The sequence below is a fragment of the Streptomyces parvus genome (assembly GCF_014648875.1).
Taxonomy (GTDB): Bacteria; Actinomycetota; Actinomycetes; order Streptomycetales; family Streptomycetaceae; genus Streptomyces; species Streptomyces parvus.
Genome location: NZ_BMRY01000001.1, coordinates 391,837 through 411,643, shown reverse-complemented (window position 1 = coordinate 411,643; position 19,807 = coordinate 391,837). Strand labels below are relative to the sequence as shown.

At 72.0% G+C, this 19,807-nt stretch carries 17 protein-coding genes; 12 read left to right on the top strand and 5 right to left on the bottom strand.

Going from position 1 to position 19,807, the window contains the following annotated elements:
- Positions 1-14 precede the first annotated feature (14 nt).
- The 3 genes from IE140_RS01790 (at position 15) to nudC (ending at position 6,091) form a co-directional block, all read left to right on the top strand.
- Positions 15-3,659 (top strand): ATP-dependent DNA helicase, encoded by a 3,645-nt coding sequence (locus IE140_RS01790; protein WP_189460005.1) that lies wholly within the window; start codon positions 15-17, stop codon positions 3,657-3,659.
- Positions 3,660-3,669: 10 nt separating this feature from the next.
- A complete protein-coding gene (locus IE140_RS01785; protein WP_189460003.1) occupies positions 3,670-5,067 on the top strand; it encodes a dipeptidase in 1,398 nt (465 codons plus the stop codon).
- A 67-nt stretch (positions 5,068-5,134) separates the two neighbouring features.
- A complete protein-coding gene (nudC, locus tag IE140_RS01780; protein ID WP_088573060.1) occupies positions 5,135-6,091 on the top strand; it encodes an NAD(+) diphosphatase in 957 nt (318 codons plus the stop codon).
- A 92-nt stretch (positions 6,092-6,183) separates the two neighbouring features.
- Here the strand turns inward: nudC and IE140_RS01775 are convergent, their stop codons facing one another.
- Positions 6,184-6,438: a glutaredoxin domain-containing protein gene (locus IE140_RS01775; protein WP_006127421.1), complete on the bottom strand. Its 255-nt coding sequence runs from the start codon at positions 6,436-6,438 to the stop codon at positions 6,184-6,186.
- Positions 6,439-6,675: 237 nt separating this feature from the next.
- On the opposite strand from IE140_RS01775, the gene IE140_RS01770 reads away from it, so the two are divergent.
- From IE140_RS01770 to IE140_RS01750, 5 genes are all read left to right on the top strand, one after another.
- A complete protein-coding gene (locus IE140_RS01770; protein ID WP_308438325.1) occupies positions 6,676-8,955 on the top strand; it encodes an ATP-dependent DNA helicase UvrD2 in 2,280 nt (759 codons plus the stop codon).
- A 176-nt stretch (positions 8,956-9,131) separates the two neighbouring features.
- Entirely contained in the window at positions 9,132-9,464 is a 333-nt protein-coding gene (locus tag IE140_RS01765) for a hypothetical protein (protein WP_150198486.1), read from the top strand.
- A 176-nt stretch (positions 9,465-9,640) separates the two neighbouring features.
- On the top strand, positions 9,641-10,009 hold the full coding sequence (locus IE140_RS01760) for a WhiB family transcriptional regulator (protein ID WP_006127424.1): 369 nt from the start codon (positions 9,641-9,643) through the stop codon (positions 10,007-10,009).
- Positions 10,006-10,365 carry a putative WhiB-interacting protein gene (locus tag IE140_RS01755; RefSeq protein ID WP_075264344.1) on the top strand — a complete coding sequence of 120 codons (360 nt, stop codon included), beginning with the start codon at positions 10,006-10,008 and terminating at the stop codon, positions 10,363-10,365. Before IE140_RS01760 ends, IE140_RS01755 begins: the two co-directional genes overlap by 4 nt.
- A gap of 145 nt (positions 10,366-10,510) precedes the next feature.
- On the top strand, positions 10,511-10,795 hold the full coding sequence (locus tag IE140_RS01750) for a hypothetical protein (RefSeq protein ID WP_150198484.1): 285 nt from the start codon (positions 10,511-10,513) through the stop codon (positions 10,793-10,795).
- Between the two features lie 20 nt (positions 10,796-10,815).
- On the opposite strand, the gene IE140_RS01745 is transcribed toward IE140_RS01750, so the two are convergent.
- Positions 10,816-12,270, bottom strand: coding sequence for an ABC1 kinase family protein (locus IE140_RS01745; protein ID WP_150198482.1), 1,455 nt, complete (start codon positions 12,268-12,270; stop codon positions 10,816-10,818).
- Between the two features lie 64 nt (positions 12,271-12,334).
- Positions 12,335-13,459, bottom strand: a complete 1,125-nt coding sequence (locus tag IE140_RS01740) for a ThiF family adenylyltransferase (protein WP_189459999.1) — start codon at positions 13,457-13,459, stop codon at positions 12,335-12,337.
- A gap of 261 nt (positions 13,460-13,720) precedes the next feature.
- Here IE140_RS01740 and IE140_RS01735 point away from each other — a divergent pair, with 261 nt between their 5' ends.
- From IE140_RS01735 to IE140_RS01720, 4 genes are all read left to right on the top strand, one after another.
- A complete protein-coding gene (locus tag IE140_RS01735) occupies positions 13,721-14,353 on the top strand; it encodes a M48 metallopeptidase family protein (protein WP_150198764.1) in 633 nt (210 codons plus the stop codon).
- A 120-nt stretch (positions 14,354-14,473) separates the two neighbouring features.
- Positions 14,474-16,126 (top strand): TerD family protein, encoded by a 1,653-nt coding sequence (locus tag IE140_RS01730; RefSeq protein ID WP_189459997.1) that lies wholly within the window; start codon positions 14,474-14,476, stop codon positions 16,124-16,126.
- Positions 16,127-16,137: 11 nt separating this feature from the next.
- Positions 16,138-16,818 (top strand): AIM24 family protein, encoded by a 681-nt coding sequence (locus IE140_RS01725; RefSeq protein WP_150196782.1) that lies wholly within the window; start codon positions 16,138-16,140, stop codon positions 16,816-16,818.
- 19 nt (positions 16,819-16,837) lie between these two features.
- Positions 16,838-17,593: an AIM24 family protein gene (locus IE140_RS01720; protein ID WP_006127432.1), complete on the top strand. Its 756-nt coding sequence runs from the start codon at positions 16,838-16,840 to the stop codon at positions 17,591-17,593.
- Positions 17,594-17,683: 90 nt separating this feature from the next.
- Here the strand turns inward: IE140_RS01720 and IE140_RS01715 are convergent, their stop codons facing one another.
- Positions 17,684-18,244, bottom strand: a complete 561-nt coding sequence (locus IE140_RS01715) for an NUDIX hydrolase (protein ID WP_150196783.1) — start codon at positions 18,242-18,244, stop codon at positions 17,684-17,686.
- On the bottom strand, positions 18,241-19,665 hold the full coding sequence (locus IE140_RS01710) for a zinc-dependent metalloprotease (protein WP_150196784.1): 1,425 nt from the start codon (positions 19,663-19,665) through the stop codon (positions 18,241-18,243). Before IE140_RS01710 ends, IE140_RS01715 begins: the two co-directional genes overlap by 4 nt.
- Positions 19,666-19,807 lie beyond the last annotated feature (142 nt).

The window sequence follows — 19,807 nt, the reverse complement described above, 5'->3', positions numbered from 1 at the left end:
TTACCGTTTCTCACGTGTCCCCACGCATCACCGATCCCGAGCAGCTCAAGGAGCTCCTCGGGATTCCGTTCACGCCGGAGCAGACGGCCTGCATCATCGCGCCGCCCGCCCCGCAGGTGATCGTGGCCGGAGCCGGGTCGGGCAAGACCACGGTGATGGCCGCCCGCGTGGTCTGGCTGGTGGGCACCGGGCAGGTCGCGCCCGAGCAGGTCCTCGGCCTCACCTTCACCAACAAGGCGGCCGGCGAGCTGGCCGAGCGCGTCCGCAAGGCCCTGATCGCCGCCGGGGTCACCGATCCCGACGTCATCGACCCGGACAACCCCCCGGGCGAGCCCACCATCTCCACCTACCACGCCTTCGCCGGCCGTCTCCTCACCGAGCACGGACTGCGCATCGGCCTGGAGCCCTCCACCCGCCTCCTCGCCGACGCCACCCGCTACCAGCTGGCGGCGAAGGTGCTGCGCGAGGCCCCGGGCCCGTATCCGGCGCTCACCCGCTCCTTCTCCACCCTGGTCAGCGATCTGCTCGCGCTCGACGGGGAGCTGTCCGAACACCTCGTACGGCCCGGGACGCTGGAGGCGTACGACACCGAGCTGCTGCGGGACCTGGCCGCCGCCAAGCTCAGCAACGCCGACCTGCGCAAGATCCCCGAGGCCGCCGAGGCCCGCCGCTCGCTCCTCGGCCTCACCGAGCGCTACCGGGCTGCCAAGCGCAGCCGGGACCTGCTGGACTTCGGCGACCAGATCGCCCTCTCCGCCGAGCTGGCCCTGACCCGGCCGGAGGTCGGGGGGATCCTGCGCGATGAGTTCCGGGTCGTCCTCCTCGACGAGTACCAGGACACGTCGGTGGCCCAGCGACTGCTGCTCTCGGCGCTGTTCGGCAGCGGCGGAACCGGCAGCGGTGGTACGGAGCCGGGGGCGGCCGGCCACGCGTCGCCCACCGGCCACGCGGTGACCGCCGTGGGCGACCCCTGCCAGGCGATCTACGGCTGGCGCGGCGCGTCCGTCGCCAACCTCGACGACTTCCCCGAGCACTTCCCGCACGCCGACGGCACCCCCGCCACCCGCTACAGCCTCAGCGAGAACCGGCGCAGCGGCGGCCGCCTCCTCCAGCTCGCCAACGGCCTCGCCGAACCGCTGCGCGCGATGCACGAGGGCGTCGAGGCGCTGCGCCCCGCGCCGGGCGCCGAGCGCGACGGCGTGGTCCGCTGCGCCCTGCTGAGCACCCACACCGAGGAGATCGACTGGCTCGCCGACTCCCTCGCCCACCTCGTGCGCACCGGCACCCCGCCCGGCGAGATCGCCGTCCTGTGCCGCACCGCCGGGGACTTCCCCGAGATCCAGGCCGCCCTGGTCGCCCGGGACATCCCGGTCGAGGTCGTCGGTCTCGCCGGACTGCTGCATCTGCCCGAGGTGGCGGATCTGGTCGCCGTCTGCGAGGTCCTCCAGGACCCGGGGGCCAACGCCTCGCTGGTCCGCCTGCTCACCGGACCGCGCTGGCGCATCGGCCCCCGCGACCTCGCGCTCCTCGGCCGCCGCGCGCGCCTTCTCGTCCACCGGGCGGGCCACGCGGACGACGCCGACGTGGACCGGCGGCTCGCGGAGGCCGTCGAGGGCACGGACCCGGCCGAGGTGATATCGCTCGCGGACGCCCTGGACACCTTCCTGGTCGCGGGCGACGCGGCCGACGACGGGCTGCCGTTCTCCGCCGAGGCCCGCGTCCGCTTCGCCCGGCTCGCCCGCGAGCTGCGCGACCTGCGCCGCTCGCTCGCGGACCCCCTGATGGACGTGCTGCACCGGATCCTGGCCACCACCGGTCTGGAGGTCGAGCTGTCCGCGTCCCCGCAGGCGCTGGCCGCCCGCCGGCGCGAGACGCTGGCCAACTTCCTCGACACAGCGGCCCGGTTCGCCTCGCTGGACGGCGAGGCGTCGCTGCTCGCCTTCCTCGGCTTCCTGCGGACCGCCGCGCAGTACGAGAAGGGCCTCGACAACGCGCTGCCCGGCGGCGAGAACACCGTCAAGGTCCTCACCGCCCACAAGTCCAAGGGCCTGGAGTGGGACGTCGTCGCCGTTCCCGGACTGGTCACCGGCCAGTTCCCCAGCGGCCAGTCCCGGGACGCCTGGACCGCCCAGGCCAAGGTGCTCCCGCACGCCCTGCGCGGCGACGCGGCCACGCTCCCGGCCCTCGACGGCTTCGACGCCAAGGGGATCAAGGCGTTCAAGGAGGAGATGAAGGAGCACCAGCACACGGAGGAACTGCGCCTCGGCTACGTCACCTTCACCCGCCCCCGCTCCCTCCTCCTCGGCTCCGGCCACTGGTGGGGCCCGTCCCAGAAGCGGACGCGCGGCCCGTCCGCCTTCCTGGAGGCGCTGTACGAGCACTGCGCGGCGGGTCACGGCGAGATCGAGGCCTGGGCGGACGAGCCCGCCGAGGACGAGGAGAACCCGGCCCTCGCGGAACGCGACGCCGACCTGGCCTGGCCGCTCCCGCTCGACGCCGACGCGCTCGCCCGCCGCCGGGCCGCCCGTGACACGGTCCTGGCCCACCTGGAGCGCATGGCCGTCCAGGGGGACGAGCCGGAGCCGGCGTACGGGCCCGGCCCCGACGAGGTACCGGCGCACGAGCCCTGGGACGAGGAGCCTCCGCTCGACGAGCCGCCGGCCGACGAGTACTGGGACGCGCTCCCCACCGAGCGCCCCGCGGAACCCGTTCCGGACACGGCCCCGGTGCCCGTACGGGAACGGGCACCGGGGCCGGAGGCAGCACCGCACACCGAGGCCGCACCGGACCCGGCGGACACGCCCCGTGAGCCGGCCCCGCATGCCGAGGTCGCACCGGACACAGCCTCCGAGCCGGCCCCGCACACCGAGCCGGCCCCGCACATCCCGGCGGCCCGCCACCCGCAGGAGGACCCGGCGGCCCGCCACGCCCCGGAAACCACCGGCCCGGCCGACCGGCTCACCCCCGAGGAGGCCCGCACCCTCGCCTCCTGGGACCGGGACCTGGACTCCCTCGCCGGAGAGCTGCGCCGTGCCCGCGCCACCGTGCGCGAGGTCGTCATCCCCGCCGCTCTCTCCGCCACCCAGCTGCTGCGACTGGCCGAGGACCCCGACGCCTTCGCCCAGGAGCTGGCCCGCCCCATGCCCAGCCCGCCGCAGCCCGCCGCCCGCCGGGGCACCCGGTTCCATGCCTGGGTGGAGTCCCGGTACGAGGAGCTGACGCTGCCCATGCTCGGCCCCGACGAACTGCCCGGCGGCGACGAGAGCGACGCCGAGATCGCCGACGAGCGGGACCTCGCCGAGTTGAAGGAGGCGTTCGAGCGCACCGCGTACGCCCGGCGCACGCCGTACCGCGTGGAGACCCCCTTCCAGATCACCCTGGCGGGCCGGGTGATCCGGGGCCGGATCGACGCCGTCTACCGCACCGGCGACACTTACGAGATCGTCGACTGGAAGACCACCCGCCACCGCACCGCCGACCCCCTCCAGCTCGCCGTCTACCGCCTCGCCTGGGCCGAGCTGCACGATCTGCCGCTCGACGCGGTCACCGCCACCTTCCTCTACGTACGTACGGGCGAGACCGTCCATCCGCAAGGGCTGCCCGGCCGGGCCGATCTCGAGCGGATCCTGCTGGACGAGCCGGACCCCGATGGCGGATAGGCTCAAGAGCATGAGCGAGACCCCGGACAGCGCCGTCCGTACGTACACCGAACAGCACCGCGCCGCCTTCCTCGACGACCTCGCCGAGTGGCTGCGCATCCCCTCCGTGTCCGCGCAGCCGGAGCACGCCGGGGACGTGCGGCGCAGCGCCGAGTGGCTGAGCGCCAAGCTCAAGGAGACCGGCTTCCCGGTCGCCGAGATCTGGGAGACCCCCGGCGCCCCGGCGGTCTTCGCCGAGTGGCCGAGCGACGACCCCGCCGCCCCGACCGTCCTGGTCTACGGCCACCACGACGTGCAGCCCGCCGCCCGCGAGGACGGCTGGGCGACCGACCCGTTCGAGCCGGTGATCCGGGAGGGCCGGATGTACGGGCGCGGCGCGGCCGACGACAAGGGCCAGGTGTTCTTCCACACCCTGGGCGTCCGCGCCCACCTCGCCGCGACCGGCCGCACCACCCCCGCCGTCAACCTCAAGCTGCTCATCGAGGGCGAGGAGGAGTCCGGTTCCCCGAACTTCCGCGCCCTGGCCGAGCAGCACGCCGACCGGCTCGCCGCCGACGCCGTGATCGTCTCGGACACCGGCATGTGGGACGAGGACACCCCGACCGTCTGCACCGGCATGCGCGGCCTCGCCGAGTGCGAGATCCAGCTGTACGGGCCCGCCCAGGACATCCACTCCGGATCGTTCGGCGGAGCCGTCCCCAACCCGGCCACCGAGATCGCCCGGCTGGTCGCCGCCCTCCACGACGAGGACGGCAAGGTCGCGATCCCCGGCTTCTACGACGGGGTCACCGACCTCACCGACACCGAGCGGGCGCTGTTCGCGGAGCTGCCCTTCGACGAGGCCACCTGGCTGCGCACCGCCAAGTCGGGCGCCGCGTCCGGCGAGGCCGGGTACTCCACGCTGGAGCGCGTCTGGGCCCGCCCCACCGCCGAGGTCAACGGCATCGGCGGCGGCTACCAGGGCGCCGGAAGCAAGACGATCATCCCCTCCTCCGCCCTGGTGAAGATCAGCTTCCGGCTGGTCGACGGCCAGGACCCCGATGACGTACGGAAGACGGTCCGCGCCTGGGTGGAGTCCCGCATCCCGGCGGGCATCCGGCACACCATCGCCTTCCAGCCCGCCACCCGCCCCTGCCTCACCCCGCTGGACCACCCCGCCCTCCAGGCCGTGGCCCGCGCGATGGGCCGGGCCTTCGGGAAGAAGATCCTCTTCACCCGCGAAGGAGGCTCGGGCCCGGCCGCCGACCTCAGGGACGTGCTCGGCGCCCCCGTCCTCTTCCTCGGCATCTCCGTACCCTCCGACGGCTGGCACGCCCCGGACGAGAAGGTCGAGCTGGACCTGCTGCTCAAGGGCGTGGAGACGACCGCCCACCTGTGGGGCGAACTGGCCACTGCGCTCGGCCGGTGAACCCCGGCCGATGAACGCCGCCCCACCTCCGTACACCCGATCCACCCAGGGGGAGTAGGAAGCACCTGTGAGCACCTTCGACAACGCCACCGCAGACCGCCCGATCGGCCTCACCGCGCCGAGCGGCATCGACCGCGCGGCACACCACCGTCTCGACGAGGCGTGGCTGGCCGTGGCGTGGAGCCACCCGACGACCCGTGTCTTCGTCGTCTCCGGCGGGCAGGTGCTGATCGACGACACCCCCGACGGGGGCACCGAGATCGTCATGACCCCGGCCTTCGAGGCCCCGGTCACCGAGACCCACCGGTACTTCCTCGGCACGGACGAGGACGGCGTCAGCTACTTCGCTCTCCAGAAGGACTCGCTGCCCGGCCGCATGGACCAGTCGGCCCGCCCGGCCGGACTCCGCGAGGCGGGCCTGCTGCTGGGCCCCCGGGACGCGGGTCTCATGGTGCACGCCGTCGCCCTGGAGAACTGGCAGCGGCTCCACCGCTTCTGCTCCCGCTGCGGCGAACGCACCGTCATCGCGGCGGCCGGACACATCCGCCGCTGCCAGGCCTGCGGGGCCGAGCACTACCCGCGCACCGACCCGGCGGTCATCATGCTGGTCACCGACGACCAGGACCGGGCGCTGCTGGGCCGCCAGGTGCACTGGCCCGAGGGCCGCTTCTCCACGCTCGCCGGGTTCGTCGAGCCGGGGGAGTCGATCGAGCAGTCCGTGGCCCGTGAGGTGTACGAGGAGGCCGGGATCACGGTCGGCGAGGTCGAGTACATCGCCAGCCAGCCCTGGCCGTTCCCCTCCAGCCTGATGCTCGGCTTCATGGCGCGGGCCACCTCCTTCGACATCACCGTCGACGGCGAGGAGATCGAGGAGGCCCGCTGGTTCTCCCGCGAGGACCTCACCGCCGCCTTCGAGTCCGGCGAGGTCATGCCCCCGTTCGGCATCTCCATCGCGTCCCGCCTGATCGAGCTCTGGTACGGCAAGCCGCTCCCGAAGCCGGGCGCGGTGAAGCGGACCGCCTGAGGTCCGTCGAGGTCCGTCCCCCGGACACACGACTGCCCCCGGCGGTGCCGGGGGCAGTGGTACGCGCGACAGGCAGTCGTCTCTCCGCCGGATCAGGCGGCGAGCGCCTGCTTCACCTGGGCGAGCGAGGGGTTCGTCATGACCGACTCGGTGCCCGAGGGGGCCACGATCAGCAGGGTGGGGACCGTCTGGTTTCCGCCATTCGCCTTCTCGACGAAAGCGGCCGACTCCGGGTCGTGCTCGATGTTGACCTCGTTGTACGCGATGCCCTCGCGGTCCATCTGGCTCTTCAGCCGGCGGCAGTAGCCGCACCAGGTGGTGCTGTACATCGTCACAGTGCCCGCCATGTCGCTGGCGCTCCTTCGTCTCGTCCGTACCGCTGCGCGGCCGGCAGCGTCACTTGCGGACCGGCCGCTCACCGCAGCGCTCCCGCAAGGTTAAGGAACGTACGGAAGGCGACACCCATTCCCGCGGGGCCGGTACGGGCCTCGGCAGGACCAGGGGCGGGTACGCGCGCCGGTATGACCAGGGGGAGATACGCGCCCCGGTATGACCAGGGGCAGGTGCGCGCCTCGGTATGACTAATGGCTCACGCCTGTGGACGACCGCCGCATCCGCCCCCGGGGACCTGGCAGCATGGCGGGGTGACAGCAGCAACGCACTCCACCCTCTTCCCGCAGGTTCCCGAGACCCCGGACGCCGTGCTCGACGGGCTCGACCCCGAGCAGCGCGAGGTGGCGCTCGCCCTGCACGGACCGGTGTGCGTGCTGGCAGGAGCCGGTACGGGCAAGACGCGCGCGATCACCCACCGCATCGCGTACGGGGTGCGGGCGGGCATCCTCCAGCCCGCCACGGTCCTCGCCGTCACGTTCACCAACCGGGCCGCCGGAGAGATGCGCGGCCGCCTCCGCCAGCTCGGCGCGACCGGCGTCCAGGCACGGACCTTCCACTCCGCCGCGCTCCGGCAGCTCCAGTACTTCTGGCCGAAAGCAGTCGGTGGCGAACTGCCCCGGCTGCTGGAACGGAAGGTGCAGCTCGTCGCCGAGGCCGCCGCCCGCTGCGAGCTCCGGCTCGACCGCACCGAGTTGCGGGACGTCACGAGCGAGATCGAGTGGGCCAAGGTCACCCAGACCGTCCCCGCCGACTACGCGGCGGCCGTAGCCAAGGCCCAGCGGGACGCCCCCCGCGACCCGGCGGTCCTCTCCCAGATCTACTCCGCGTACGAACAGCTCAAGCGCGACCGCTCGGTGATCGACTTCGAGGACGTGCTGCTGCTGATGGTCGGCATCCTCCAGGACCGGGGAGACATCGCCGACCACGTCCGCGGCCAGTACCAGCACTTCGTCGTCGACGAGTACCAGGACGTCAGCCCGCTCCAGCAGCGGCTGCTCGACCTCTGGGTCGGCGACCGGGACAATCTCTGCGTCGTCGGCGACGCCAGCCAGACGATCTACTCCTTCACCGGGGCCACCCCCGACCACCTGCTGAACTTCCGCACCCGCCACCCCGGGGCGACCGTCGTCAAGCTGGTCCGGGACTACCGCTCCACCCCCCAGGTCGTCCACCTCGCCAACGGCCTGCTGAGCCAGGCCCACGGCAAGGCCGCCGACCACCGCCTGGAGCTGGTCTCCCAGCGCGACAAGGGCCCCGAGCCGGTCTACACGGAGTACGGCGACGAGCCCACCGAGGCCGAGTCCACCGCCCGGCGCATCCGCGACCTCATCGCCGCGGGCGTACCGGCCGGCGAGATCGCCGTGCTCTACCGGGTCAACTCCCAGTCCGAGGTCTACGAGCAGGCCCTCGCGGACGCCGGGGTGCCCTACCAGCTGCGCGGCGCCGAGCGGTTCTTCGAGCGGGCCGAGGTCCGGGAGGCGGGCACCGCCCTGCGCGGCGCGGCCCGCGCCGGGCGCAACGACTCCCTGCTCGACGGGGCGGAGGACCTGGCCTCCCAGGTGCGGGCGGTGCTCTCCACCAAGGGCTGGACCACCCGCCCGCCCGCCGGATCGGGCTCCGTACGCGACCGCTGGGAGTCGCTGGCCGCGCTGGTGCGCCTCGCCGAGGACTTCGAGACGGCGAAACCGGGGGCGACCCTGACCGACCTGGTCCGCGAGCTCGACGAACGGGCGGCCGCCCAGCACGCCCCGACGGTCCAAGGAGTGACCCTGGCGTCGCTGCACGCCGCGAAGGGCCTCGAATGGGACGCCGTGTTCCTGGTCGGCCTGACCGAGGGCATGATGCCGATCGCCTACGCCAAGACCGACGAGCAGGTCGAGGAGGAGCGGCGCCTGCTGTACGTCGGGATCACCCGCGCCCGCGTCCACCTCTCGCTCTCCTGGGCGCTGACGCGGTCGCCCGGCGGCCGGGGAGGCCGCAAGCCGACCCGCTTCCTGGACGGGCTGCGGCCGGGCTCGACGGGGTCCGGCGCCCGGGGCGGCGTCGGCGGGGGCGGCGGGATCGACCGGGGCACCGGGCGGGCCGCGACCGCGGAGCGGACCCCGGCCGTAGAACGCAAGCCCAGGAGCCCGGTGCGCTGCCGGGTCTGCGGCCGGACGCTCACCGACGCGGGCGAGATGAAGCTGATGCGCTGCGAGGAGTGCCCCTCGGACATGGACGAGGCGCTGTACGAGCGGCTCCACGACTGGCGCGCCGGGCAGGCGGCCCAGCTCGGCCAGCCCGACTACTGCGTCTTCACCGAGAAGACCCTCATGGCGATCGCCGAGGCCGTGCCGTCCACCGCGGGCGAGCTGGTCGTCATCGCCGGTGTCGGCAACCGGAAGTTGAGCCGCTTCGGCGCCGATGTTCTGGCCATCTGCGCAGGTGAGACGGTTGGTGACGGGCCCGAGGAGGGGGCCGGCGCGACCTGAGAAAAACTCGTCCAGAAAATAGTTTGCGCCCGCACCAGTCGTCACCATAGGTTCTTAACCACGGGAACAGCGACTTCTCTGAAGCCCTGGCTCCGTGCTGTACTTAGCTGTACTTATCCGAATACGCAGGATCGGCCCCGGCCGGTCCCATGAGACGCCGAGAGGAGGCGATTGAAGTGATCAGCATCATCGAAACCCAGAAAATGACCGATCTTTCGGTCGTCTCCGCCTGCTCGCTCGGCCTCACCCGCTCCGCGGCTGCCTCGCTCCACGCCACCGGTCTGTTCGGCATTTCTGCCGCCCGTCCGCTGGCCCCGGCGAGCCTCCCCGTGACGCGGGAGCGCAATGAGCGACCGATCGAGGCACCGGCGGCAGCAGTAGCGAAGGCAGCACAGGCTCAGGTCTATGCCTTTGCGGCAGCCGGTGCCGGAATCAAGACGCAGACGCAGATGCAGCACCACACGATGTGGGCCTTCCGTGGGCCTGAACCCTGGAGTGATCCAGCCTGATCCAGCATCAGGCCGGCGCCTTCAGGGCCGCGGAACCCCACTCGGGATCCGCGGCCCTTTTGTTTTGTCCGAACGGACGGAACGGAACGAAGGAGCCTCGGGACAAGCAGGACCTGGTACCAGAAGCCGCCAACCGGCCAACAGGCCGGCACGACCAGACGAGGACACCACCCACCGTGCACATCGAAACGCACGCCCCGTCAGTACCGCTTTCCACCCCGATCTCGCCGCCCGGCTCCACGGAGGACTCCACCTTGACCCCGCTCACCACGCTCACCGCGCTCGACGACGCCATCGAGAACCTCGGCGTGCCCGTCCCGTGCCGCTCCTACGACCCGGAGGTCTTCTTCGCCGAGTCGCCCGCCGACGTCGAGTACGCCAAGTCCCTCTGCCGCACCTGCCCGCTCGTCGAGGCCTGCCTCGCCGGCGCGAAGGACCGCCGCGAGCCGTGGGGTGTCTGGGGCGGCGAGCTCTTCGTCCAGGGTGTCGTCGTCGCCCGCAAGCGTCCGCGTGGCCGTCCGCGCAAGAACCCGGTCGCAGCGTGACCGCGACCTGTGGGGTCCCCGCCCCCACCCGCAGTCTGCGCCTCGGAACGATCGACCGCCCCTACACACATGACCCCCGGAATCAGGCACCAATGATCACCCCCACGAAGGAGCCCGTCGGCTCCGCCACCCCCGACGTCACCATCATCGGCGCGAACGACTCGCGTCAGAACAGGACCCGCGAAATGCAACTCATCCCAGAAGCCCTGGCACGTGCGCATATGCACGACCGCCTGCGGGAGGCCCAGGAGGACCGCCAGTCGGCCCGCCTGCTCGCCGCCCGCCGGATGCAGCGCCGGGCGGAGCGCGCCTCGCTGCGCGCCCGCCGCGCGCTGGCCATGGCGGTCATGCACTGATCTGGCATGCACTGATCTGGCATCCACTGACGGTCAGGCACTGACCTGCGCAGCCATCACGCCCCGCGGGGCCGTCCGGACACCCGGACGGCCCCGCGGGGCGTTTGCGCTGTCGGCCGTCCGGTCGCGGGGATATCGTCGGGAGGTGGACGAGGAGACCGATCCCCCCGAACAGCCCGCGCCCCTTGAACGGCCCGAGCTTCTTGAACGGCGCGAGAGGCCGGAGCAGTCCGGGAAGCCGGGACAGCCCGAACCGCCCGCCGCGGGAAGCGTGGTGTGCGCCCGGTGCGGGATCACCACCGAAGGCGACACCGTCCCCGTGACCTGGCTCAGCTCCGTCGAGGACGGACGCCGACTCCATTTCTGCGAGGGCTGCGCCCGCCTCCACATCCGCGCGATCGAGAGTCGCCTCGACTCACTCTGGTGGTGACCACGAAGGCCCCGGCCCTCCTACGCCTGGACCGTCTCCCCCTCCGGTTCGCCCGCCCCATCCGGTTCCTCGGCTTCCCCGGGGGCTGCCTCGGTGGCGTCGGCTGCCTCGGCTGTCTCGACGAGGAACCCCGGCAGCCACGTATCGAGCTCGTCGCGCATCCGGACCGTCGCCCCGAGCTGGCACAGCACTCCGATCGTGCTGAGCGTCACCCGGTGTATGAGGACATAGGACGGCGGGAGGTTCAGCTGCCTGCCGAGCTGGTGGGCGGGGGAGCGCGGATCCGCTATCCGGGCCGCCTGGTCACGGATCCACCCACGGGTGAAGGTGAACTCCTCCACCTGCGTCGGCTCGATGATCGGAAGCAGATAGTCGAGGACCTCGTCCGGGTCCAGGTCGATCGACTCCTTCACGAAATTCTCTTCGCGCAGCAGTCCGTACACCCCCGCCGCGTCGCCCTCCAGCGCCATCCTCAAGGAGTCGCCGACGGGCCGCGGCAGCCCGCCCGGAAGCCGGTCGACCGTGCCGAAGTCCAGCACCCCCAGCCGCCACGCAAGGACCGGGCCACCGTCCTCCTCCGGATGCTCCGCGTCCTGGACCGGGGGCAGCAGCCGGAAGTTGCCCGGATGCGGGTCGGCATGCAGCAGGCCGGTGCGCGCCGGACCGGAGAAGAGGAAGCGGGCCAGCAACTGACCCGCACGGTCCCGCTGCTCCGCCGTACCCTCCACGATGACCTCGGACAACGGGACCCCGTCGATCCACTCCGTCACCAGCACCTGATCGGCCTGGTGCACCACCTGAGGGATCACCACATCCGGGTCGTCGGCGAACTCGTCCGCGTGCTCCCGCTGCGCCTGCGCCTCCAGCTCGTAGTCCAGCTCCTCCGACACCCGGTCGCGCAGCTCCTTGATCAACGGCTTGATGTCCATCCCCGGGACCAGCGGACCGAGCAGCCGGGCGAAACGGCTGAGCTGGGCGAGGTCGGAGAGCAACGCCTCGCCCGCCCCGGGATACTGCACCTTCACCGCGACCTGGCGGCCGTCGTGCCACACCGCCCGGTGCACCTGCCCGATCGAGGCGGCGGCCGCCGGCGTGTCCTCGAACTCCAGGAAATACTCCTGCCAGTCCTCGCCGATCCGTTCCTCGAGCACGCTGTGCACCGTGCGCGCGGGCAGCGGCGGCGCGGCCTCCTGAAGCTTGGTCAGCGCGGCCCGGTAGGGGCCGGCGATCTCCTCGGGGAGCGCCGACTCGAAGACCGAGAGGGCCTGGCCCAGCTTCATGGCCCCGCCCTTCAGCTCACCCAGGGTCTTGAACAACTGGTCCGCCGTGCGCTGTTGCACCTCACGGGCGACCAGCTCGGCCGACTTTCCGCCGATCCGCTTGCCCAGACCCCAGGTGGCACGGCCGGCGAAGCCGAGCGGAAGCGCGGCCAGCTTGGCCGTACGCGTAACCGCCTTCCGGGGAAGATCAGACATGTGCCCCTCCAGTTCCCAGACTGCCGTGCCGCTCGGGCCACCGGTGTCACTCCGGCGACGGCGGTCACCCCGCCATTGTGTCCTGCGCCGTAACGCCACCGGAGACCCGTTCCCCTCCAGCGCCCCCGGCGGCCCCGCAGGAGCAGTCCGCATGCGGGCCGATCTGCTCGGAACGCCAGTCCAGCAGCGGTAGAGCGGCCTCCCAGCGGGTTCCCGTACAGGCGGGGAGATCCCCGTCCAGGAACGCCAGGGCGTGGGCCGCGGCCAGACCGGCGACCGCCGCCGCGAGCCCCAGATCGCAGGCGGGCACCGCTCCCCGCCGCCCGGAACGCCACTGCGCCAGCATCCGGGGCCACTGCGGATCCCGGTCCGCACGGTGCAGCTCCAGACAGCCCGCGCAACCGGTGCCCCCGGGCAGGACGAGCGGCCCGACCACCCCGGTGGCCTCGATCACGCCCGCATAGAGATGGGGAGTGCCGGACGCGATCCAGGGACCCGCGGTGTCCGCGAACGGTGCGTACACCGCGAGGCCGTCCCGGGGAGCGACGACGATCAGGGACAGGCCGGGCTCTTCGCCGCTCTCCGCCCGGCCGGGCCCGGGCGAGACACGGCGGACGAGCCGACGGGCCGCCACATCGCGCCGTTCCCCCACGGACGCCGGAGGCAGGCCCCCGGGCGCCACGTCCCAGGGCTCGGCCCGGCCCCCGTCGAGCACCTCCACCCGCCCCACCCCCGCACCGGACAGCACGGAGGCGATGGACGCCCCGACCCGGCCCGCACCCCGCACCTGGACCCGCATCGCCCGCCGTGCCCCGATCCGGCGGAGCCCGCCGCCCGGCTCGGGGCGGACGACCGACAGCGAAGCCACGTCGGGGCGCTGGCGGTCCATCACTTCAGCACGGCGGCGCAGCACATCGGCCGGTGGACCGGCCGACCTCGGGTCGTCGAGGAGTCCGGCCTCCGTCAACCGGGCCAGCAGGACGTCCACGTGATGTTCCGACAGGTCCAGGGCGCGCGCTTCCTCGTACAGCAGTGGCAGCCCACGCGTGCCGTCGAGCAGTTCCAGAAAGCTCCCCGTGGCGATGTCCACCGGGCCGAGCGTCACGGCGTGCGCGGGTGTCACACCGAACTGCACGGTGTTCCGTCCGCGCCAGGCGCGACGCAGTGCGGGCTTCAGCATCGGATACATGACTTCTCTCCCCCGAGTAGTGCCACGGGCACGGGTGCGCCCGCGGACCTGCTGATCCACGGAACTTCCGGATCTTTCCCTTCCTCCTGTCCCTTCAGATCCTTCCGCCATTCCGCAGGACCACCGCCAGAATGCGGGCCCGCCGCGAACCCTGCGCGGAGTTGTCCACAGGGTCGGAATGTTCATCGGACAATCCACGGATCGTGGTCGAACCGATCCCGGGGCGGGACATCTTTCCCGGACAGCGGGTAACGTCGTGGCGTGCCCGCTGACCCCTCGTCCGGCCCCGCCGGGAAGACCCCGAAGACGCCCGCGCGCAGCGCCGGAAGCCATCAGCGCGGCGCGGCGGCTCTCCCGGCCCGCGCCGTGGCGACGAGCGCGGTCGAGGTCCGCAGGAGCACCCGGCGCAGAAAGTCGGTCACCGCCTACCGCGAGGGCGACCGCACGATCGTGCTCATCCCCGCCCGGATGTCGCAGGCGGAGGAGCGCCGCTGGGTGGGCTTGATGCTGGACAAGCTCGCCGCCCAGGAGAGCAAGCGCCACCTGGGCGACACCGAGCTCGAGGAGCGAGCCGCCCGGCTCTCCGCCCAGTACTTCGACGGGCGAGCCAGGCCCGCCTCGGTGCGCTGGGTGACCAACCAGAACACCCGCTGGGGCTCGTGCACCCCCGCCGAGGGCAGTATCAGGCTCTCGCACCGACTGCAGGGCATGCCGGAGTTCGTCGTCGACTATGTGCTCCTCCACGAGCTGGCGCATCTGCTCGTCCCCGGACACGGTCCGGACTTCTGGCAGCTGCTGGAGGCGTATCCGCGCACCGAGCGCGCCCGGGGGTTCCTGGAGGGCGTGGTGGCGGCCGAGGGGCTGCCCCGGCTGCCCGCCGCCCGCGAGGAGTGACCGGGGTCATTCGCGTTCGCCGATTCTGTACCGGGTGTGTACCGGCTTGGCCCGATGTCGTTGTTTGCGGTTAGCCTGACGCGACGCATTTACCTTCGGGATGGGGGACGGTCGTTACGCATGGCCAGGGAATTCCAACGCGGCCACAAGGCCAAGATCAGTGACCTCACGGCAGGGACGGATCTGTACGTAGGTGTGCAGATCGCCGCGCCGGGGCTGACTTTCGACATCAGCTGCTTCGGTCTCGACGCCAACGAGCAGCTCTCCGACGACCGGTACTTCATCTTCTTCAATCAGCCGAAATCGCCCGAGGAGTCCATCCAGCTCCTGGGCGCGCAGTCCGGTGACACCGAGTCCTTCCGCGTCACGCTCGACCGCATCCCGGCAGCCATCCAGAAGCTCTCCTTCACCGCGACGCTCGACGGCGCGGGCCAGATGTCCCAGATCGGTCCGGGGTACATCCGGATCGTCGCGGGCGGCGAGGAAGTGGTGCGGTACTCCTTCACCGGATCGGAGTTCACCACCGAGCGCGCGGTGATGCTCGGCGACTTCTATCTGAAGGACGTCTGGCGTTTCGCCGCCGTCGGCCAGGGCTTCGACGGCGGTCTCGAAGCGCTTCTGAAGAACTTCGGCGGCGAGGTCGCCGAGGAAGAGGCGCCGCCCGCCCCGGCGGCAGCCGCCCCGGGCTTCGCCCCGCCGGCCCAGGCCGCCGCGCCCCCGGCCTTCGGCGCACCTCCGGCTCCGGCCGCCCCCCAGGCCCCGCAGCCCGCACCGTCCTTCGGCGGCCCGTCCGCGCCCACGCCGCCGCCCGCGCCACAGCAGCCGGTGCACACGGCGCCGACGATCGCCGCCCCGCTGGCACCCCAGGCGCCGCAGGCCCCCGTGGCTCCGCAGGCGCCCCAGGCCCCGTCCCCGTACGGCCAGCCGCAGCAGCCCCAGCAGCCGCAGTTCGGCCAGGTCCCCGGCCAGGCCGCGCCGCCAGCCGCTCCCTTCGGCCAGCAGGCCCCCGCCCCCTACGGTCAGCCCGCGCCGGCCCCGTACGGTCAGCAGCCCCCCGGCTCCATGCCCCCGGGCGCCCCGCAGGGTGTGCCCCAGGGCGTGCCGGCCACGGGCGCGGGTCTTCAGGCGGCCCTCCAGCCGTACAAGGAGACCGCGACCGGGCAGCGCTGGACCCCGCAGAACCAGCAGCTCATGCGGGTCGACCTGACCATGGGCGGTGCCGGGGTCCTGGCCCGCCAGGGCAGCATGGTGATGTATCAGGGCAAGGTGGACTTCGGCTACAAGAGCGCCGGATTCGTCGGCCGCGCCGTGGGCAACGCCACCGGCCAGGAGATGCAGCTGATGCGCTGTACCGGCCGCGGCCAGGTCTTCCTCGCCGAGGAGGGCGCGCACCTGCACCCGATCGAGCTCCAGGGCGACGGCATCTGCGTCTCCGCCGAGAACGTCCTGGCCTTCGACGAGTCCCTCCAGTACGAGGTGCGCAGGGTCGAGGGACACGGCATCCCCGGCGGCGCGCTGTTCACCATGCTGTTCCAGGGCACCGGCACCGTGGTCGTGAAGACCCACGGCACCCCGGTCGTCCTGCCGGTCACGCCCACCACGTTCGCCGACTGCAACGCGGTCGTCGCCTGGTCGGCCGCCTCCCAGGTCATCGTCTCCAGCCAGGTCCGCCTGCGCCGCAACGCGTACCCCGGACACAGCGGCGAGACCGTGAACCTCCAGTTCCGGGGAGCCCCCGGCAACTTCATCGTCGTCCAGCCCTACGAGGTCTGAGGGAGCCCGTCATGAACCAGCAACTCGCGGGCTTCGCCCCGACCCCCGTCACGGCCCGGATGGAGAACCACGGCAGGACCATGCTCAAGGTCGCCATGGCCTCCGGGCAGGACCTCTTCGCCCGCACCGGCTCGATGGTCGCGTACGAGGGCTTCATCCAGTACGAGCCCAACCCGCCCGCCGCCCGGCAGATCGCCTCCCAGTGGATCACCGGCGAGGGCGCCCCCGTCATGAAGTGCTCCGGCGACGGGCTGCTCTACCTCGCCGACTACGGCGCCGACGTGGTCGTCATCAACCTCAACAACGACTCCATCTCCGTCAACGGCACCAACCTCCTCGCCTTCGACGCCCACCTCACGTGGGGCGTCGAGAAGGTCAAGGGGCTCGCCAAGTTCGCCGGACAAGGCTTGTGGAACGTCGTCGTCCAGGGCACCGGATGGGTCGCCATCACCTCCCGCGGCACCCCGATCGTCGTCGACTGCGGGCGTGGCGAGGACGAGACGTACGTCGACCCGGACGCGCTCGTCGCCTGGTCCCCGAACCTCAAGGTGAAGGGCAAGCGCAGCTTCAAGGCGGGCTCGCTGATCGGACGCGGCAGCGGCGAGGCGTACCAGATGGCCTTCTCCGGCCAGGGCATCGTCGTCGTCCAGCCGAGCGAGGACAGCACGGACCGCCTGCGGGTCCGGAACTGACGGGGAGGGAGAACACATCATGCAGAGTCCGCTTTTCAGCTACACCGAGCAGCAGACCCAGGACCGGTACGCGATCCAGAACCCGCAGCTCCTGCGGGTCGCGCTGACCGGCCACGACGACATCCTCGCCCGCAAGGGCGCGATGGTCGCCTACCAGGGCCTGATGGACTTCGACGGGGAGTACCAGTCGCGGAGCCAGCGCAACGCCCGCGCCCGCACCGGCGAGGGCCTCGACCTGATGCGCGTGTCCGGCCAGGGCACCGTCTACCTCGCCAACCTCGCGCAGTACATCCACGTCGTGGACGTCGACCGTGAGGGGATGACCGTGGACAGCTCCTACGTCCTCGCGCTCGACTCCTCGCTGCACACCGAGGTCATCGCGGTCGACAGCCAGTACGGCATCTCCGGCAGCGGCAAGTACCAGCTCAACATCTCCGGCTCGGGCAAGGTCGCCCTCATGACCTCGGGCCAGCCGCTGATGATGCAGGTCACGCCCGAGAAGTACGTCAACGTCGACGCGGACGCGATCGTCGCCTGGTCCAGCTCCCTGCGGGTGCAGATGCAGGCCCAGACGCACTCCTCCGGCGTCTTCAGGCGTCGTGGCAACACCGGCGAGGGCTGGGAGCTGAGCTTCCTCGGCCAGGGCTTCGCCCTCGTCCAGCCCAGCGAGGTCATGCCTCCGCAGAACGCCCAGATCGGCCAGGGCGCCCGCGCCCAGTTCGGCATGGGCCAGCAGGGCTCCCACGGCCAGAACCAGAACAACGCCTGGAACTGACCGGCACCGGGTCGTGTGCCCGGCGGAACACAGCGGTAAGGGGCGGCCTCCCGGAGGCCGCCCCTTACGCACATCGCCTGCGGTCCGCCGCTACAGCCGGGACCGCGTCGCCTCCAGCAACCGGACGACCGAGGTGTCGGCCACCCCGGGCACGTCCTCGTAGCCGAACCAGCGCAGCTCCAGGGACTCCTCGCTGATCCGCTCCGCCGCCCCGGCCGGGGCCAGCGCGGCGTACTGCACATCGAGGTGCCAGTTGCAGGGGGACGGAATCGGGTGCCGGTCCAGCCGGACCGGTCCGCCGGACAGCAGGGTGAGCCCCGCGATGCCGGACTCCTCCGTCGCCTCCCGGAGCGCCGCCGCCTCCAGGGTGGCGTCCTGCTCCTCGCAGTGGCCGCCCATCTGGAGCCACATCCGCAGCTTCCGGTGCAGGGTCAGCAGAACCTTGCCCCGCTCCGGATCGATCACCAGGGCGCTGGCCGTCAGATGCCCGGCCCCGCACGCCTTCCACATGCCGTCGTCGTGGCGTTCCAGGTGGTCGAGGTAGGCCTGACGCAGCTCCGCCTGGTCACCGTGCGTGCTTTCGAGGTCCTCGGAGGGGCCCTCGGGGGCGTACCCCTTCAGTACGAGAACGGCGTCTTCGTGCAGGCTCACTGCTCGGGGCCGCCCTTGCCGTCTTCCGTGCCCTCATCGCTCTCGGAGGGCTTCTGCGGGCCCTTCGCGGCCTCGCCGAGCATCTTGTCCAGCTCGGAGAAGTCGGCCTGCTCGTGGTGGACGAAGCCGTCCGGGTCGTCCAGGTCGTGGGCGGTCGGCAGCATGTCCGGGTGGGCCCAGAGCGCGTCCCGGCCCTCCAGACCCCGGGCATCCGTGAGCGAGGCCCACAGGCGCGAGGCGTCCCGCAGCCGGCGCGGGCGCAGCTGGAGACCGATGAGCGTGGCGAACGTCTGCTCGGCCGGTCCACCGGAGGCCCGCCGCCTGCGCATCGTCTCGCGCAGCGCGTCGGACGAGGTCAGCCGGGACTTCGCGGCCTCGTGGACCACCGCGTCCACCCAGCCCTCCACCAGCGCGAGAGCCGTCTCCAGCCGGGCCAGGGACGCCTTCTGCTCGGGCGTGTCCTCGGGCTGGAACATGCCCTGCTGAAGGGCGTCCTGCAACTGCTCCGGCTGCGAGGGGTCGAACTGGCCGACGACGTCCTCCAGCTTGCTGGTGTCGACCTTGATGCCGCGCGCATACGCCTCGACGGCACCGAACAGATGCGACCGCAGCCACGGCACATGGGCGAAGAGCCGCTGGTGAGCGGCCTCGCGCAGGGCCAGATACAGCCGGACCTCGTCCTGCGGGACGCTGAGGTCCTTGCCGAACCGCTCCACGTTCAGCGGGAGGAGCGCGGTCTTGCCCGCGGGACCGAGCGGCAGCCCGATGTCGGTGGAACCGACCACCTCACCGGCCAGCGTGCCCACGGCCTGCCCGATCTGCTGGCCGAACATGGCGCCGCCCATCGACCGCATCATGCCGATCAGCGGGCCCGCCATGGCCTGCATCTCCTCGGGCAGCACATCGCCCATCGCCAGGCCCACCCGCTCGGCCACCGGGTCGACGAGCTGCTGCCAGGCCGGCAGCGTGGCCTCGACCCACTCGGCGCGGCTCCACGCCACGGTGGAGACCGAACCGGACGGCATCGACGTCACGCCGTCCAGCCAGAGGTCCGCCAGCCGCAGCGCCTCGTCGACCGACGTGCGCTCGGACGGGCCGACGCTGGCGTCCTTCGTGCCGTCCGGGGTGCCCTGCGACACCGTCTGCCGGGCGATCTGCTTGGCCATGTCCCAGTTCACGGGACCGCCCTCGTAGCTCAGCATCTGGCCGAGCTGCTGGAAGGCCGCACCGAGATCGTTCGGATTCATCGAGCCGAACATTGCGGCGAACGGGTTGTCCGCGCCCGCCCCCGGCCCGAAACCGAACGGGTTTCCCATCCCGCCCGCGCTCTGCCCACCTTCGGTGGGGTCCTTCTTCTTGCCCTCGTCGCCGTTCTCCGGCTCCTCCGGCGGAAGGCCGAATCCGAATGGGGTGTCACTCACGGGTTTCCTCGGCTCGTAGGGCCGCCGGCTCGAACCGACGGCGACTGCCCGACATCACCATCCAGCGTAGACACCACGCCCGCTTCGGGCCTCAGTGCTCCGCCGACTCCCGGCCTGCGGCAGGATGGACGCCACCTGGTAC